The sequence below is a fragment of the Oryzomonas rubra genome, from assembly GCF_008369015.1.
GTDB lineage: Bacteria > Desulfobacterota > Desulfuromonadia > Geobacterales > Pseudopelobacteraceae > Oryzomonas > Oryzomonas japonica.
Genome location: NZ_SRSD01000002.1, coordinates 354,065 through 370,119, shown reverse-complemented (window position 1 = coordinate 370,119; position 16,055 = coordinate 354,065). Strand labels below are relative to the sequence as shown.

Here is a 16,055-nt window from a genome sequence, read left to right as displayed (position 1 = left end):
CTTTACTCAAATTCGGTACAGAGTAGACCGCCTTTGAAATCAAACGTAAGCCAGATTCTTGAGTGTGCCAGACTCATGTTTATCCCTAAAAAACTAAAGCTACAAAATTAACATTTCAGAAATATCGTTCGTTCAATGCTCCAACTGTAAAGCTGCCCCTGCCATTCAACTTAACAAACCAGAGTTCATCATACCCCTCCACCAAAGAAGGAAATTCCAACTTCCTCGCTATAACATGTATTGCCTTGTCGGGTATTCTTTTTCTACCTTCTCTTAATCGGTTTCGTTTCAAGGAATCCTGCACAGTTGATTCGAAAAAGTAACCTATGACCTTGAAGCCCGATGCTTTGGCTGGCCTGATGTATCTCATGCGATCAGCTGCTGTAATATTCAAATTGTCAATAACAAATGACCTTTTTGCATCAATACATGATCGAAATAACTGTTCTTCTCGGGTGCGAGTCAATAGTTTATCCAAGCAGATTTCGATGTGAGTTTGGAGAAAGCGATTTTCATAAAAGCTGCTTTTACCACTTGCCGGAATGCCGCAAAAAATGACAGCATTCATTAGATTTTCTTTTTTATTAGTTACTTGAGCATCGATATTTCTATTATCATTCTTATTTGACTGATATTTATTCAGGTCAAATAATTTTCCTCCAGTGGATTCCGTTACGTGCTCCTCCTTTATTTGAGCATCACTGACAGCATCTCGACGAGGCTGGCGAGACAAACTGTCGAGCAACACCAGAAGGTCACGCGGGGTATTCAAAAAGGTATCAAGGGCGTCAAATTGCTGAGCCCGTACCTTTTCAAGTTCCTCCTGCGACGCAAGATACTTTGCTTCTAGTTCTGCGATCCGCCGTTGAAGGACATATCTTGATGCATTTTTGTAGTACTTGGGGGCTGAGTCTCTTTGCATTCTTTTTTGCACTTCCTTGGCCTCACTGAAAGCTTCTGCGATTAGCTTACGACCATTCCACTCTTTCTGGCTGAGCATCTGTCGATTGAAGTTGTGCCCAACTATTTTCTTAGCATGCACAATTACGTTTTCCCAGGTCACAGGGATCTGCGCGTCAGGCATTCTTACTATCAACCGACAAATCTGCTTAGCCACCAGCTCAGTGAGTATTTCCTTACGTCCAACCTTCGCCATGATTATTCCTCACAATCATCATTCGCTGTCAGCAAATAGCGTTCGTCCTTCAATTGCAGAGCCTTCGGGGCAAACTGGGGGAACTTTTCGATCAGCTCTTGCTCAGCCTTAAAAATCTGATCGCGCCCCCCATGGGAATCAAGGGCCTTTTCGAGTCCGGGAGAGGCATGATAGGTGTGGTTGTGGTATTTTATCAAGGCTCCGCTGGGAATTTCCTTGTCATCCAGTAGTTTGACAAACCCACGCGCCACAAATGCTTCCTCAAGACGGTTGACCAGTAACTTATCCTTGACCATATCCTTGATTTGATGGAATTCGTCGATCAGATAGTCAGCCATCTGTTCGAAATTAAGTCCGTTCTCAACCAGATTCAATATGTGCTGAGTAATGGACTCCTGATCATCAGCTATGCCGCGGTTATGCTCGACCATGAGTCGGTCTATTTGCCGGATGATGGATTTGTGGAGTAACTCCGAACGGCTTCTGACCTCATCGTTTGACGACTGATGTCCCTTGACAATTACGTCGCTGTCACAAGGCAGGCAGGAGTTGTAGTTCCGACAAGGAGTTTCGTGATGTTGGTGCAAGCAAATACCAAATTGGCTTGGGTAGAGTATAATGATTTGCTCACTCGTTCGTGCGACAGGCCGGTCATCCACTGCTTGCATGACCAGTTTCATGCTTGTTACACAAATGCCAGCGTCCGGGACATTTACAATCTGTGATTTCAAACCAAATGCTTCTTCAAGCTTAGTGGTTTTCTCGATGCCCTTGGAGAGATCCACCAGTTCTTGAACTAACGGCATTGCGCTTGACTCTGCCAGTTCCACAGGTGAGCGCAGGTCATATACATAAAATTTTGCCAGACTCAATCGGTTGGCCCATTTTTTAATGAGCGCGTCGGAAAGTTTTTCGCCGTGCCGCTCGGCTTGAGTTATGAGCCACCGTCGTGGGTCGTGTGTTTCAATTCTTGCAATTGCCACTTTGTCATCTATCGGCATCGTGATTCCCAGTTTTTGAAACAGGGAAGGCACCGCATTTCTTGATGGAGGGCTAAGTCTGCTGCGGATAATCTGATCATTAACAGCCCACGGTATATATGGTGTTTCCTTTCGATCACAGAGGACCAGTATTTTCGATAGGTCGCCTTTATAATGGTTGAGGCTCGTAACCCTACGGCACGCCTCCATAGCAAGATGGACCCTTTGCAACAGGAACTGTTCGGCATCCTTGAACGGCACAAAGTGTCTCATTCTCTTCGTAGCAGGGTCTAGCTTCTTCGACCTGTCACTTAAAAGATCGGAATGGGTCGTGAAAATGTTAATGACTAAAGTTTTAGAAGGTCTTTCGGTCATATGAACAATTTTCGCCAAGTCGATAATACGTAGGTCTTTGCCTCTGAGGTATTCCAATTCCGAAGGCAGATATAGCGTATCCGGGTGCTGTAGGTACCAATTGACGAGCATTCTGGACCGTTTGCCGCAGTCTATAATGATTTTTAAAGTGTAGTTGAATGCGTAAATCATAAAGTTCAATGCCGGTTTGGCGCCCCATGACGCCCCCTTCGAACCCTTCATCTGCATGAGGAGCATTTGGTGTGCTCGGTGTATTTGATCAAACTCAGTGTTTTCTGGTTTTTTCGTGTAGTCTTCAATGGTTACATGATCGTCTATTGATGAACATAAATTTTCATTGATCCTGGATGGCGCACACATCAATCGCGTTGTCAGAGCAATAACCATACGATCTATTACATCTAATCTCGGGTCATCATCGTAAAGTGCATTCAACGCATCGTTAAAAGCTTCAATTTTACGGTCCAAAACCAAACTTTTTTCGGCCTTCTGTACTTTTTCATGGCTTAAAGAGATTTTCCTCAATGCAACCTTGATCTCATGGCGAGGACGATATCCGAGCCACGATATCACACCTTTTTGGGCCAGTAGTTCGAGTTGCTTTTTCAGAATTGACAGATAGTGACCCATACGTATTGCCGATGCGGGGTTCTCTCTACATGTTGTCAAAATAAGGTCTTCAGTATTTTTCAAGTCATTCAAGTTGATTTTAAAGATACTTTCGATATCTACTTTGGCAAGAGAGCAAAAGGCTGCAACAGGCAAATACAACGTTTTTGGTGTTCCTTTGAGAACCATTTCAGCTACAAGCCCACGAATAACATCAAAAAAACTAGTATCTTTGGAAGCAAAACAGGCAAAAGGTGACGAAAAATACCAGTCCTGCTGATCTGTCTGGTAAAGCGTCTTTATCGGCCAGTGTTCTGATTCGAAGTCAATTTTAGGACGTTTTAGATTCATTCTGCGCTTACAGTCAGTTAGCCAGTCGTCTAGTGCCCTTTTGTGCCGATATAGGCCAAGATCAGTAGGTTTGCTCATATCGACCCTTTCTATTCTAAGAAAGCCTGTTGATGTTGAGCACAGATAGCTATAACCAATTGGATTCGATACTTAATTCTTTTAGCTTTCTCAACTAGGTGTTGATAGGCTTTGCCGGCTTGTTTATATATATCTATTTCGCTCTCAATAATGTCGATGTTAAGTCCATGGTCAGCATCAAAGCATGGAATGAACTTATTGCATTCATAACAGGTGAATGGAGCAGCCTGACAGCGAATCTGCTTGCCGCACTCCCCTGTTAATTCAATTCGGCCCGTTTTAAGATTCTCTGAATAAATGGTTTTATCTGAGGCGACAACATCGCTCTGCGGTAGAAACCTCTGGAACACTGGGAAATGTGCTTCGAATGTGGGTTGCATCGCGTCACTCAATTCATTTATTAACCCTTGGAAGGCAATATCTACGTACTGCAGGCAGGTACTATCATCGACATGTTTTAAAACTGCTTGGATGGTTTTCGCGGAACAACCTTGTTCAGCCATTTGTGTTCCAATTGTGTGCCTGAGCGCAGATGCAGTCAGACCGTACTTACCATTTAGTATTGTTTTAATCGCCTTAAAATAGCCTTGGCTGAATGTCCCACCATTCTCATACTCTCCAAAAAACTCATTTGCATGTTCTGAAACCCACCCTGATTTATCATGTTTAAGTTGCCTACTCGGAAATAAAGCCAAATTGCTGATGTCGTTTTCGCTGACTAGATGGCCAAAGGTTTTAATCACATCCTGCCGTTGTTTTATTAACAATATTCCAACATGTTTGTTAATTCGATAGCAGATTTTCTGAGGTGAATGGATCCCGGGTTTTGCTGGCGCAATATAGAGAAATATCGAATCTGAATCGGTATCGCTAACTAGGTCGCTTATCCTAATTCTGCGGTAACTATCTGGTCGAACAAATACATGGAAAGCTAGATTTATGAAACTAAAATGGCCAATTCCCATTATGCCATCTTCGTATGCCTCATCGCTCCGGCTAAGAATTTCGACACAAGTTGTACGGTTTAATGCCTTCGAAAGAATGTTCTTAATTTGCTGACCATACTCGCTTCTCTTATTCAACTTGATTGGGAAATCGTCTTCCCGTAACCCTTGATCGAATATTTTAGCGTGTGGGACAATCCTGAAGTACCGTTTCAGAACTTTTAAACATGTATTAGAGAGTTCGTCGGTGATGGTATTCAATGACAATAGAAAGGTCTCGTCGATAACAGATCTTTTGGTTGTGAACAGCCTACAGTTGATAACCTTTTGCAGAAGTAATATAAGCTGCTTGGATTCGGTTTCAATCGTTGTCAAAGAAACCTGAAGTCTGCGATCAACAATCATTTCTTTCAGGTTAAGCAGAAACGTCTCTTCAAATCCAGTTCGAAGATGTGTTAAATTAACATAATGAATCTTCTTTCTGCGATCATCCTCTGCCCCGATATACTCTGACAAGGAAAAGAAGAGGGGATCATTATCATCCCATTCTACGGTCATATTTCCAACGATTGTATAAGCCAATGATTTAACCTTAGTCTTTGTTATAGTCCGGATGCCACAGAAATGGGCTCTTAACGTTGTCCACTGCTATGTCATCAGTCTGGCTCTGTTCGAAGGATCTTTTTTTTGCCGCTACGGCGGTCGTTAGCATCTCATAAAACTCCATCAAATCAATGTTCGCCTTATCGCTCAATGCACGAGCTGCATATCGTTGAGGCTGTTTGCTCCCCTTAGTCCAAAGATACCGACTTTTCATGCTATCCAGTGTTTTTTCATCAGTTCCTTTCTCTTCGACGAAGTAGCTGGCACTGGAATGTCTTAGAACGTAGGCGCAGAAGTCATATTCTTTGGAATTTGGGAAATAAGGATCATTCCCCACATCCAGCAAGCCCAAATCCGACAATCGTTTGCCAAGGCGGTTAAACATACTCGTGATAGTGGAGCGGTGTTTAATTGGTTTACCTCTTTCATTCAGTAACAGGAACCCCCTGCTACGATTTTTTAGACCCTTAGACAAGACAGGCTCGCGCTCCTCCTTGATATATTCAGAGATTGCATCGACTGTAAACGGCCACAGCTTGATCATGCCCTCGCTTGCACTATTGACTTTAGTACTTGAGCCAGCTTTCAATAGCGGAGTTGACGAGGTCGTCTCGTCGAGCTTTTCGCGGTTGTCCTTGATGATCAAGTGATAGTTTTGTTCGTTGAAGTCGGATCGGGCGATGTTGCCCAAGGTTCCAGGGCGGAGACCCTCGCAAGCTAGCAGAGCCATGGCCCTATCTCGATGCCACGTTCGAGACGGTTTCCCCGCATTAGTTCGAAAGATATCTTCAGGCCAAACATAGATTGCACTAATGATTTGAAGGAATTTGGGACTGGGTATGCTTCTTATATCATGATGGTGCCCTTGCTTCGTTCCACTTATTGAGGTTGACAGTTGATCTACGGTCGTGTCGTACTCGATCTTGAGTTTGTCGCGAAGAGATTGTGAGTCGATATTCGGTTGAAGAAATACTTTGAAGAAGAAATCAAGCCAGTTGGCGATATTCAGTAGTCTCTTATTTGCCGTATTTGGTTCAACAGCACCACGAAGCTGCTTCGGCGCCTTGCCGGCCTTGGCACTTGTTAGCGATACGATTTGTTTGTTCGACAGGGTCTCAATCTCACCAAGTGGCCTATAGCAAAGGCTCAATAGTTTCTTCGATTCGTCATACGTGAGGCATCGACCTTTTGCGGCCCTGACAACAAGCTCAATCTTGTTGGCCACACAGAACCGGTAACAGATCCTGAGTGACTGGGCTACCAATTCTCGAGTGTTCGGATTATCATATTCATCCGTCAGGAATTTGCTGAACGGGTAGTGGATCCTCCCGTCGTCATGAAGCAGCAAATAGTTCCTCTTTGCTGTGATATGTTTCATATTTTTTCCTTTTTTCGCAGCCCTCTTGCCTCAGCACATATGTGTGCACCCAACAATCGTGAAATCGTTGCGACGATAAAACGATACCAGAATTGCATGAGATTTCGCAAGCGTTATTTTGTTATATGTGCTTAAAATTATTACACTTTTCGTTGATTCTGTTAGCAAAGATTATTGTTTAGTCGAGTGGTGGGATTTGCAGCCGGGCTTGAATTCTAGGTTTTGGAGATTTAAGTGGCTTAACTTTTTGTTGATGAATTTAAAAAATCTATGAAAAAAAACAGACCTTGCCTGGGTGAAATGTAATATTTTGATAGCCGGAAGGTTCCCGCTCCTTTACTCCTACCTCAAGCATCAGCGCCAAGTGTTTGTGGGAGAGCAGTTCGTTGAGCGGCGAGACCTGCCAGCAGATGTTTCAGGCCATCAAGTCGGGCCAGCACAGTCTGCGTTTTACGGCCGAATCGTGCTTGAAATTTATTGAATCGGGATTTGTTACGCCCGGGGATTTTGGGGAATAAATTTAAATAATCCAATGAAGGGTAATCATTATGAGCGTCCCCCAACAGAAACAATTCGAACCTTTGCAGAAATTCCATTAGTAATCAATCTTTTGGACTCTAAGGATCTGCCATCATATTTGAAGATCACAGAAAAGGTAAGTCATCTTCGTCAACTAGGAATGAATAAGACTACAATCGCTAGGCACCTTAAAGTTAATCACGATACTGTTGCTAAAGCCATTGCGTGGCTTAACAGCCCTGCAAGCAATGACAATAGTGGCGACAACCCAGGCTAGTGCGTAAACCAACCCCAGGGGAACGACATCCGTGGGTCCAACCGGTAAATCCCATTTGTAGCTTCATTTCAGCGGGATTCAAGCGACAATGAACTTAGAACTGCCTGTCTGATAAACTTATACTCCTGCATCATCCTAAACAAATCAAGAGCCGTCATTCCTGTATCCCGATAATACCAGTTCCGTGCCCGTTCGACAGGTATATTGAGATAGCGAGCCGCCTGTTTTGTCGTAATCCCCTGCTCTCGTAGCATCTTCACAATATATCTATCTAGTTAGATCGCTGTTGTTGAGTTCGTTTTTGTGGCAAATCTGCCACAGAATCTCTCTGGACATCCGAGAAGGGGGCATTACCCAAACTGTTCGCCGCTTGCCAAAATTGCCGCATACCCCAAAAAACTGCACTCTAAACCCCACGGGGAAACTGACTCTATAGACGAGCAGTACACATAAAGTGTGCTAAATAAATTAGTTGTACATTTCCAGCATCATAGCCCCGACGACAACACAACAAAAACTTGGCCGAAACAACCTGTTGTTGACAATTTACTAATAATATCAAATAGTTATGGCAAAGGTCGGGGGGATATGATAATGTGAGGTGTATTTACAGTATGTACCTTTATTGGGTGCGCAGTGCCAATAGAACACGGAGTTTACTCATAATGCAACTCGCTTGGCTAACCGATATACATCTCAACTTCGTAGGCCGCACAGAGGTCAACAGCCTTTGCGACGATATCCGCACGTCTGGCGCCGCCGCCGTGCTGATCACCGGTGATATCGCATCCGCACTCTATCTAACACGGTACCTCGACAACTTCGCATCATCCCTGCAGATGCCGGTCTATTTTGTCCTCGGCAACCATGACTATTATGGGTCCTCAATCCGTGAGATAAACGATGCCGTAGGCAAGTTGATTTCAGAAATGCCACAATTGATTTGGTTATCAGCCTGCCTTGCCTGCATTCCCATCACCGACAACACCTGCCTGGTCGGTCACGAGGGACTGGCCGATGGCCGGTTGGGAGACCCGGAGGGGTCTGAGGTGATGATTAACGATTATTACCAGATCACGGAACTGATGCAACCGTCGAAGAGGGCTCGGCTGGAGGTCCAGCACCAACTGGGCGATGATGCCGCGGCACATCTGCGGAGTCAGCTAAAACAGGCGATTGACGCATCTTACCGAAAGATACTTGTCGCCTTGCACGTACCGCCGTTTCCCGAGGCCTGTTGGCATATGGGGGAAAAATCTACGGATGAGTTTCTGCCTCATTTCGGGTGCCAGGCGACTGGGGAGGTATTGCGAGAGTTTGCGCTAACCTATTCTTTAGCCGATTTTACGGTCTACTGCGGGCATACGCACAGTTCGGGAGTCGCTGAGATCCTGCCAAATCTAAGAGTGTTCACCGGCCGGGCGAAGTACGGAAGGCCGCAGATTGAGCGGTTATTTACGGTTGAGTGAGGGGACAACGTAGTGGCCATCATAATTGGAGACATACACGGCGACCTCGCCATGGCCCAGGCCTTCCTCGCCTACAAGCCCGAGGCGGAACACGTGGCCCTGGGGGACTTCGTTGACTCGCGGGATCCCAAGGCCACCTTTGAGGAGGAGCTGGCCTGCCTGGAGTTGCTGATTGCCTCGGGTGCTGTACTCCTCTGGGGTAACCACGATTTGACGTACACTCCAGAGCGCCCCTGGAGAGGATTAACTCACCACGGATTCATCAATGACCAGGAAGTCCCGCGCTGGACGGACGGCAATAAATACCTGGCCCGCGTCTTCGAGAAGGATGGAGCGCTCTATTGCCGTGACAGCTTCGTGTCCCGCTACCACCTAGCCCGCCAGAAAGACCAGGTTAAGGCCGCCTACGCTGCCGACGGCTGGCTCTGCACTCACGCCGGGGTATCGACTGCCCTTACGGCCGCCTTGCCCTCCGCCCCATGGGTCTCCGGGGATCCATCGACTATCGCCTCGTGGATCTGTGAGGAGTTTGAGCGAGAGTTTGCGACGAAAACCCGGCCCTGGCACGAGTCTTTTACGCCTTACGGTAAGGGGCCGCTGTTCTACAGGGACTGGACGCGGGGTGGTGAAGATCTCTTTGGAGGAATCTTCTGGTTCGATCCACAATGGGAACCTTCACGTCCGCCTGACCCTCGATTTAAGCAGATCTTCGGTCACACAAAGGTTGCCGGACCGATGCGGAAGCTCAACCACGTCAACGTCCATATTGAGGACGGCTGGTGGGTTTTCGACACAGAGAGTGAGGGGTTTGTGAGGTTGGGGCCATGACGATAGACGAACTGCAAACCATGATCGACGATTATATGCTCGTGCTTGAACCCCCGTATAATAAAAGTAAAAGATTGCTCCTGAAGAACCAGGCCCGCGTCGCCCGGTTGCTGCTGGATCGTCTCACAGCCAACCAGGGAAAGGTACGCCAATACAACCCGGAAAAGCTTGAGGGAATGATCCGTGATTTTAAGGAGTTCAGGGGAATCATCGATGCGGGAGAATCATACTCAGATGTCGAGGCGGCAAATGCGTGCGTACTTGAGAAGAACATCATCTGGATCGCCCAAGAGCTGATGGAGATGATGAAAGAAGAAAAGAGTGTTCCGAATATGACCGGTTGCCTGGCCATATATGCCAAGGGTATCCCAGAGAAGCCTTTCAGTGCGGTCCGCGAGGAGGTTTGTCAAAAGATGGCGAAGGATAGAGTGATCAAGGACAGCCGAAGAGAAGAGGATTTGAGTGAACTGGAGAATGAGGTTGATAAATGATTTGGATCACCGGTGACCTCCACGGGGGCGTGACCGCATGGCATATATCCTCATCCAAGTTCAATCCGGCCAAGCGTGGGGATATCTGTATTTGCTGCGGTGACCTCGGCGGGGTCTGGTACCACGACTACCACACGAATGAGAAGCATCGGAGAGAAGAGGATTACTTCTTGGAGCAGCAGCTGCGGCAGCGGGTGACCTGGCTGGCCATGGACGGCAATCACGAGAACTTTGCCCGGCTGTTTGGCGGGGAGTTTCCGCTGGTCGACCTGTACGGCGGGAAAGCCTATCAGATCAGGAAGAATGTCTACTACCTGAAGCGTGGTGAGGTGTTCGAGATCAAGGGGAAGACGTTTCTCGCGTTCGGCGGGGCGATGAGCCATGACAAGGACCCGGGGTGGGTCCGCCCACCTCTCTCATATGGGCTTGGTGGTTTCGGCGATGGCCGTGAGTGGAACAAGGGGCGGACTGAGGGAATCGACTGGTGGCCGGAGGAGATACCGAACCGGGAGGACTTCGAGAACGCCTGTCGCAACCTGGATCGAGTTGGCTGGAAGGTGGACTATGTGATCAGCCACACCTGTCCGGTGAGTCAGAGGTCAATTTTTGGCGGGCGAAAACACTTGGCGGATCCGACGGAGACCATGCTCCAGGAACTGTTGGACCGGGGGCTGGAGTTCGGAAGTTGGCACTTTGGGCACTTCCATGAGGAAAAGCGGGTGGACAAATTTGTGTGTCACTACAACAAGGTGGAGCCGCTGGGTGGGGTGGGGCGGGGAATATCCGTTTGGGAGATGGGGGGGTAGGTGAACTTTTTATGCGGTCATATTGTGCAGATGCAAATCATCTGCACAACGGCAATCAGTAAGACGACTTTTTGTATCGGATTATGTCAGCCTTCGTTTAATAGCCAAGAGCTTTACTGTTGCGGCGTCTATCTGATCTGGCCCGGTCTTATTCTCTTTGATGTACTTAATATCGAAGGTCTCTGCAAGAGCTTGCCTAATAAAACCATACGGCGGCAGATCAAGATAATTTTTGCCGTGCCCATCAATCGTCTCAAGGAAAAGGTAGCCGCCTAATTTTAACGATTTTTTGAAGTGTTCAAGTAGCTGTGCGGTAAAAAAGTGGACGTTGATTATGGCCCCAAGTGAATTGTTCTCAAATGGCCAGTGATCATTGATCAGATCCAGCTGCTCAACTGTAAGAAGGTTACCATCCTCATTCAGAGATTCTTTGATAAAATCCAGGGCCTGCTGGTCAATGTCGACGCAGATTACAGGTGCCCCAAACGAAGATATCAGCTTTGCATTGCGTCCGTAACCACACGCAATATCCGCTATCGGGCCGTTTGCCTTGATGGCGATTTCTTCTGCATAGGTAGTCAATAATTTTGATGGCACCGGACTGATGGGTCTTTTGTGAGTTCTCATTCTGTCCCTAAACAATGAAAAGGCCACTGCCGTTGAGCAGAAGCCTTCTTTTAATTCAGTGAGTATCTGTTAAAACTAGAATTAATACCCGGATGCATGTGAAGCATGTGAGGCGTGTGAAGCATGAGAAGCATGGCTTTCGTGATCAAAAACGATACCACCGGTGGCGCCAGCACTATTTCCATGTTCAAGATACAGAGGGGATTTATCGCTGACATCCGACGTCGAAGCCTTTGCGTTCACTGCAGAAAGGCCTAAAACAGATACAATACTGGCAACAACCATACTCGTTTTGTTAAGAATGTTCTTCATAAATGACCTCCTTTGTTAGGGTTTTTACTATTTAAAACGACATCCTCCTAAATTATTTTCTAATTGTACCCCTAAAAACACACCAATCAAGATATTTATATTTTTTAAAGAATTGACTGAATATGTGGACTCAAGTGTAAGCCTGACGTTGTGAATATTCCACAACAATCTTCTTTTTTCGAGCAGCTTTCACATGCGAGGACGTAATCTTTTTTCCACCCGGAGATAGACTTCCTCGCGTATGCCCATGATGCTGATTTCAATAAACATAATGGCAAATTGTAAATCGAAACATACATATTGGCCCTACTCAGTACCTTGACGGCTTTTGAGAGCTGATCACGGTAATCGTACGGATCTATCCATACGTCCTCGTAATTATCTCGAGCGAGCCCGGTGATCTCCATACCCATGAAGGCGCAGTGGTATATAAAGGGAAAATTCCTCTGAATGAAATTAGCGATTGCTTCAAGCCTCTGGGCATTTAGGCGGTTTACTACCACGCGAATCTCAATTTTTTCGCGGAAGCGAGCAAGGTTCTGAAGACCCATTGCGGTTTTGTAGAAGCTGTCCTTGATGCCAACGATCCGATCGTGAACCTCATCCACATCACTGTGCATTGAAACACAGCTGATGAAGTTGGCCGGCCTCGTTTGGACGAAGCGTTTGGTAAATTGGAAATCAGCAAATGACTTGCCGTTTGTCAGCATCATGACATTTGAATTCGGATGTTTATTACCGATCAGTTCCAGTATCGCAAAGAAATCTTCCTTGAGCAGGGTTGGCTCGCCGCCTGTCAGGCAGATGGTCTGGTCATCTCCTACTTTGACGAGGTTGAGGATTTTCTTAGCTGTTTCCGTCAAGCGTTTTTCGTGGACTTTCGGTGGCTGCGGGCACATAAGGCATTGGCAATCACAGGCTTCCGTTAGCAGCAGTGGATTCATCGGAGCATGCTTTTCCCAGACAACTGTTACCATACCGTCTTTGTCAATCAGGACGCAATCCCCATCGACCAGTTCACTTGATCCGTCTGTTAGCTTAACGTGCGCTTGAGATGTCTTATCTTTAATCTCCCCTGTTATGACTCCAGAAAAACCTTTGGCCAAAAGAGATAAACCTTCGGAGACAAGAACCTGGCCGCATCTCGACAGGGAAAAAGGATTGCGCGATACCAAGCCGAGTACCGGCATGTCTATGTTTGCCGCTATACCCTTAAATTGCTTCATAGTTCACCGCGCACTTCGGCTAAGTCGCGACATGACACCCATGACCAGAAAACGTCCATTTCGTCAGGATCATTGCGCTGAAGCTTCTTGAACAGCATGTCGAAGATGAGCATATTCTTCTTGCAGAAGTCATTGCCCGGTCGTCTTCCGATAAAGTCACCGGTTTCACGGTAATTACGCACCGGGTCGGCCCCACAGTAAGAACGGTAAACACACGAACTACATCCGGGCATAACCTCCACACATGATTTGTTCACGATATTGCGTAGCAGCACCCCGCCAAAGATGTCTTCGTATGTGTCGTTGAACACATTCCCCATACAGAGGCTGTTATCACCCATCCGGGCGAGCATACGCGCTTCGTCCGCCGGGTAAACGTCACCGTTGTAGTCATATATTGCTCCAGATATGCCGGCTCCTGTAGGGGACTGTAGGTCCACGAAGCCAGTTGAGAATGGAGTCAAGATCCTGGTAAGCAGGAGGTTGGTATAAAATTCTATGAAGCGTGTGCCATCGAGGTTCAATTGGATAATGGAATCAAGTGCTTTTTCAAAATTATCAACAAAAAGTTCGACGGGGTATCCCAAGCCATCAGCATTCTCTGATGCGAGGCCATAAGGGTTGAGCGACCTCAAAAACACTCCTCCAAAGCCAAGTTTTACATATTCTGCAATTACTTCATCAAGTCGGTTCACGTTATCAACGGTTGTCGTCATCAGGGCATTGACCTGGTCATGCCCCAGTATTTTTCGTGCATTGTGAAGATTCTCAACAAAAAGGTCATAGGTTCCGCCACCGCTTCTAAGTAGACGGTTTTTATCGTGTAGATCGCGAGGCCCATCCAAGGATGTTGATATATGGATCCCATGTTCTTTGAAGAAGAGTAACTGTTTCGCGTCAACCTTAACGAGATTAGTGCACACAACAAAATCGAGGTATTTCTTGTGCTTCTGGTTCACTTTCTTTGCGTACAATACCGTCTCGGACAGCGTCTCCCAGTTCAGTGTCGGCTCACCACCCTGGAACTCGATCTTGATTGATGGCGAAGGCGTTTTGAAGATGTAATCAACTACCTGACGGGCCACAGCCGGAGTCATGTCGAATCCCTGTGCGTCGTCGTCTTCAGCACTTACCTGACAATACGTGCAATCGTTACAGCATTTGAGTGTGATAACCAGCATATGCAGGGATGTAAAGTTTGAAATAAAGCGCTTGCGGCTTCTGTATTTTGCGGTGATCAACTCCAGTGTTTCTGGCAGATGTTGAGTGCTCAGGAAGTGTTTGCTTTTGAGGTCTTGATATTGACTGGAATCAGGCATAAGCCGCTTGTCTATAAATTTTTCGAAATTGTCTCTATCAAGAAATATGTGTTCACCGGACTCGTTGACAAGCAGATAGTTGCCGTGATCGAACCGAGAAAACTGGAACGGCAATATCTGCTGTTGCTTGTTCATAGAGAGTCGACTTCTTTTTGGAGATCAATTGGCGAAAAAGCGTGAGCGACTATCAGGTCTCTGATTTTCCCGTTTTCATGATTGAGCCGTAACCTGACCTGATTATCAATCAAGCAGTTTGCGAATTCCTTGATATCTGTGGTGATATCCCTGCCTGAACCTATCGATTCAAAGATCACCATCACTGATTCGCTGTCCCTGGGGGTGACAAGGATGTGATAGCTGCCAGTGAACTGGTAAGCTGTGGCATGGATAGCGGCCAATTCATAGATGGTTGTACTAATGCAAATATTTGCATAGCCGGCTTCTTGGTTGCATATGTAATCTGCAATTGTTTGCATTTTTCTCCAGACTAAATCTTACCATATGCTCTGGCAATAGTAGCTGCGCAGTTTGTGGTGTAACAGGCTGGATGGCTAAGTAATTTTGAGTTGCCACAACAAAAACATTAAAATAAGCCACTTCCACATCTCAGCCGATTATTCCAATCAAATCATTGCTTAACACCAACCAACGCATAATGACCAAGTGGTATTCCAACTCCATCGCCATAGAATGTACGCGCATTCGCTTGTCGGGCCAGAGGCACATAATTGGGAGCTGCCTTTGTCACGGCGGCGTTAACAGCCATTACAATGAGATCTGCAAAAGGATTACCGGTGCTGTTATTATGAGGGGTGTAAGCCATCTTTTGTTCATGTTCCCAAAGAGTGTCTCCTGTCTTACAGTCTTTGATGGCATATTGCAGTTTAACATTGACAGTAGTGGTAAGAACCAGATACTGGGCATTCCACTCCTTGATGGTCACATAAAGAACTGAATCAGAACCAAACAGATTGCAAACCTTCTCGACTGAAGCTGAATGTACGAGATTTGCATCAGACAGCCCCTCATCTTCGAGAATACGTTTAACAAGATTCACCGGGAAAACGTAATAACCTCTTTCTGCCAGAGGAACTGAAACCGTGGATAGAAAAAAATCCGGGGCGGTCACTTCTACACTTTGGTTAACCACTGGCACCACAAGTATAGAGGAAGGGTTGGCGACCTTAAACTTGGTCAAATCTTTAGGAGGAGGCGTATGGGCGCATCCAGCCAGCAATATTGTTACCAAAAGTACAAGTATTGTAATGCCTTTCATTTCGCTGCCCCCTTTGCTTCGGAGATGGTGGTATCCACTTGTTCAGGGATGGCAGGAATGGTAGCTTGGCTAGGCGATTTTGCCTTCTTGCTGCGCATTTCTGAGTATTGGATCATTTTTGCCATGAGAGCCCGCGATTCTGGCCATTTATCGTTCTCCAACTTGAAATATTTAATCGACTCGGGGAAGTTTCCCTTTTCATACATGGCAAAGCCATACTCGGCGTATATTCCCGGCGGCACACGACCCGACTCCTCGCCGTCCTCGATGGTCTCCTTGAGCTGTTCAATAAATTTGTCGTATTCGGTGGGATTTTTATAATGCTGATATAACTTGTTATCATAGTTGTTCCATGCATAGCGCGTCTTGGGGGCGCATCCCGCAGTGAAAATCAGAACGCAGAAAAACAGTAATAATCTCTGAGAGGCCAT

The 16,055-nt window shown here is 46.4% G+C and carries 16 protein-coding genes; 4 read left to right on the top strand and 12 right to left on the bottom strand.

Going from position 1 to position 16,055, the window contains the following annotated elements; all coding sequences use genetic code 11:
- Window positions 1–115 precede the first annotated feature (115 nt).
- The 5 genes from ET418_RS18285 to ET418_RS04640 form a co-directional block, all read right to left on the bottom strand.
- Window positions 116–1,156 carry a bifunctional polynucleotide phosphatase/kinase family protein gene (locus ET418_RS18285; protein WP_218043364.1) on the bottom strand — a complete coding sequence of 347 codons (1,041 nt, stop codon included), beginning with the start codon at window positions 1,154–1,156 and terminating at the stop codon, window positions 116–118.
- 2 nt (window positions 1,157–1,158) lie between these two features.
- Complete coding sequence (locus ET418_RS04655; RefSeq protein WP_149306406.1) at window positions 1,159–3,549, bottom strand: hypothetical protein; 2,391 nt, start codon at window positions 3,547–3,549, stop codon at window positions 1,159–1,161.
- Window positions 3,550–3,560: 11 nt separating this feature from the next.
- A complete protein-coding gene (locus tag ET418_RS04650) occupies window positions 3,561–5,075 on the bottom strand; it encodes a tyrosine-type recombinase/integrase (protein ID WP_149306405.1) in 1,515 nt (504 codons plus the stop codon).
- Window positions 5,076–5,085: 10 nt separating this feature from the next.
- Window positions 5,086–6,474, bottom strand: coding sequence for a site-specific integrase (locus ET418_RS04645; protein WP_149306404.1), 1,389 nt, complete (start codon window positions 6,472–6,474; stop codon window positions 5,086–5,088).
- Window positions 6,475–6,821: 347 nt separating this feature from the next.
- Window positions 6,822–7,070 carry a hypothetical protein gene (locus ET418_RS04640; protein WP_149306403.1) on the bottom strand — a complete coding sequence of 83 codons (249 nt, stop codon included), beginning with the start codon at window positions 7,068–7,070 and terminating at the stop codon, window positions 6,822–6,824.
- An 865-nt stretch (window positions 7,071–7,935) separates the two neighbouring features.
- Here ET418_RS04640 and ET418_RS04630 point away from each other — a divergent pair.
- The 4 genes from ET418_RS04630 to ET418_RS04615 are packed head-to-tail and all read left to right on the top strand — an operon-like array spanning window position 7,936 to window position 10,864.
- Entirely contained in the window at window positions 7,936–8,739 is an 804-nt protein-coding gene (locus ET418_RS04630; RefSeq protein WP_188055290.1) for a metallophosphoesterase family protein, read from the top strand.
- Between the two features lie 12 nt (window positions 8,740–8,751).
- Window positions 8,752–9,567 (top strand): metallophosphoesterase family protein, encoded by an 816-nt coding sequence (locus ET418_RS04625; protein ID WP_149306401.1) that lies wholly within the window; start codon window positions 8,752–8,754, stop codon window positions 9,565–9,567.
- Entirely contained in the window at window positions 9,564–10,058 is a 495-nt protein-coding gene (locus ET418_RS04620) for a hypothetical protein (RefSeq protein WP_149306400.1), read from the top strand. The genes ET418_RS04625 and ET418_RS04620 overlap by 4 nt, the downstream gene beginning before the upstream one ends.
- Entirely contained in the window at window positions 10,055–10,864 is an 810-nt protein-coding gene (locus ET418_RS04615; RefSeq protein WP_149306399.1) for a metallophosphoesterase, read from the top strand. Before ET418_RS04620 ends, ET418_RS04615 begins: the two co-directional genes overlap by 4 nt.
- Window positions 10,865–10,945: 81 nt before the next feature.
- On the opposite strand, the gene ET418_RS04610 is transcribed toward ET418_RS04615, so the two are convergent.
- From ET418_RS04610 to ET418_RS04580, 7 genes are all read right to left on the bottom strand, one after another.
- Window positions 10,946–11,491, bottom strand: a complete 546-nt coding sequence (locus ET418_RS04610; protein WP_149306398.1) for a class I SAM-dependent methyltransferase — start codon at window positions 11,489–11,491, stop codon at window positions 10,946–10,948.
- Window positions 11,492–11,572: 81 nt separating this feature from the next.
- Entirely contained in the window at window positions 11,573–11,803 is a 231-nt protein-coding gene (locus tag ET418_RS04605) for a hypothetical protein (protein WP_149306397.1), read from the bottom strand.
- Window positions 11,804–11,907: 104 nt separating this feature from the next.
- The gene (gene hxsC / locus ET418_RS04600; RefSeq protein ID WP_149306396.1) at window positions 11,908–13,029 is read right to left on the bottom strand and encodes a His-Xaa-Ser system radical SAM maturase HxsC; all 1,122 of its coding nucleotides are present in this window, start codon (window positions 13,027–13,029) and stop codon (window positions 11,908–11,910) included.
- Entirely contained in the window at window positions 13,026–14,483 is a 1,458-nt protein-coding gene (hxsB, locus tag ET418_RS04595; protein WP_149306395.1) for a His-Xaa-Ser system radical SAM maturase HxsB, read from the bottom strand. The genes hxsC and hxsB overlap by 4 nt, the downstream gene beginning before the upstream one ends.
- A complete protein-coding gene (hxsD, locus tag ET418_RS04590; RefSeq protein WP_149306394.1) occupies window positions 14,480–14,824 on the bottom strand; it encodes a His-Xaa-Ser system protein HxsD in 345 nt (114 codons plus the stop codon). Before hxsD ends, hxsB begins: the two co-directional genes overlap by 4 nt.
- 152 nt (window positions 14,825–14,976) lie before the next feature.
- Window positions 14,977–15,624, bottom strand: coding sequence for a DUF799 domain-containing protein (locus ET418_RS04585; RefSeq protein WP_149306393.1), 648 nt, complete (start codon window positions 15,622–15,624; stop codon window positions 14,977–14,979).
- The gene (locus tag ET418_RS04580) at window positions 15,621–16,055 is read right to left on the bottom strand and encodes a DUF4810 domain-containing protein (protein WP_149306392.1); all 435 of its coding nucleotides are present in this window, start codon (window positions 16,053–16,055) and stop codon (window positions 15,621–15,623) included. The genes ET418_RS04585 and ET418_RS04580 overlap by 4 nt, the downstream gene beginning before the upstream one ends.

Coding starts and splice junctions, on each gene's coding strand:
- ET418_RS18285 (WP_218043364.1), bottom strand. CDS start 1,156: ATGGCGAAGGTTGGACGTAAGGAAATACTCACTGAGCTGGTGGCTAAG.
- ET418_RS04655 (WP_149306406.1), bottom strand. CDS start 3,549: ATGAGCAAACCTACTGATCTTGGCCTATATCGGCACAAAAGGGCACTA.
- ET418_RS04645 (WP_149306404.1), bottom strand. CDS start 6,474: ATGAAACATATCACAGCAAAGAGGAACTATTTGCTGCTTCATGACGAC.
- ET418_RS04640 (WP_149306403.1), bottom strand. CDS start 7,070: ATGGAATTTCTGCAAAGGTTCGAATTGTTTCTGTTGGGGGACGCTCAT.
- ET418_RS04630 (WP_188055290.1), top strand. CDS start 7,936: ATGCAACTCGCTTGGCTAACCGATATACATCTCAACTTCGTAGGCCGC.
- ET418_RS04620 (WP_149306400.1), top strand. CDS start 9,564: ATGACGATAGACGAACTGCAAACCATGATCGACGATTATATGCTCGTG.
- ET418_RS04615 (WP_149306399.1), top strand. CDS start 10,055: ATGATTTGGATCACCGGTGACCTCCACGGGGGCGTGACCGCATGGCAT.
- ET418_RS04610 (WP_149306398.1), bottom strand. CDS start 11,491: ATGAGAACTCACAAAAGACCCATCAGTCCGGTGCCATCAAAATTATTG.
- ET418_RS04605 (WP_149306397.1), bottom strand. CDS start 11,803: ATGAAGAACATTCTTAACAAAACGAGTATGGTTGTTGCCAGTATTGTA.
- hxsC (WP_149306396.1), bottom strand. CDS start 13,029: ATGAAGCAATTTAAGGGTATAGCGGCAAACATAGACATGCCGGTACTC.
- hxsB (WP_149306395.1), bottom strand. CDS start 14,483: ATGAACAAGCAACAGCAGATATTGCCGTTCCAGTTTTCTCGGTTCGAT.
- hxsD (WP_149306394.1), bottom strand. CDS start 14,824: ATGCAAACAATTGCAGATTACATATGCAACCAAGAAGCCGGCTATGCA.
- ET418_RS04585 (WP_149306393.1), bottom strand. CDS start 15,624: ATGAAAGGCATTACAATACTTGTACTTTTGGTAACAATATTGCTGGCT.
- ET418_RS04580 (WP_149306392.1), bottom strand. CDS start 16,055: ATGGCCTCTCAGAGATTATTACTGTTTTTCTGCGTTCTGATTTTCACT.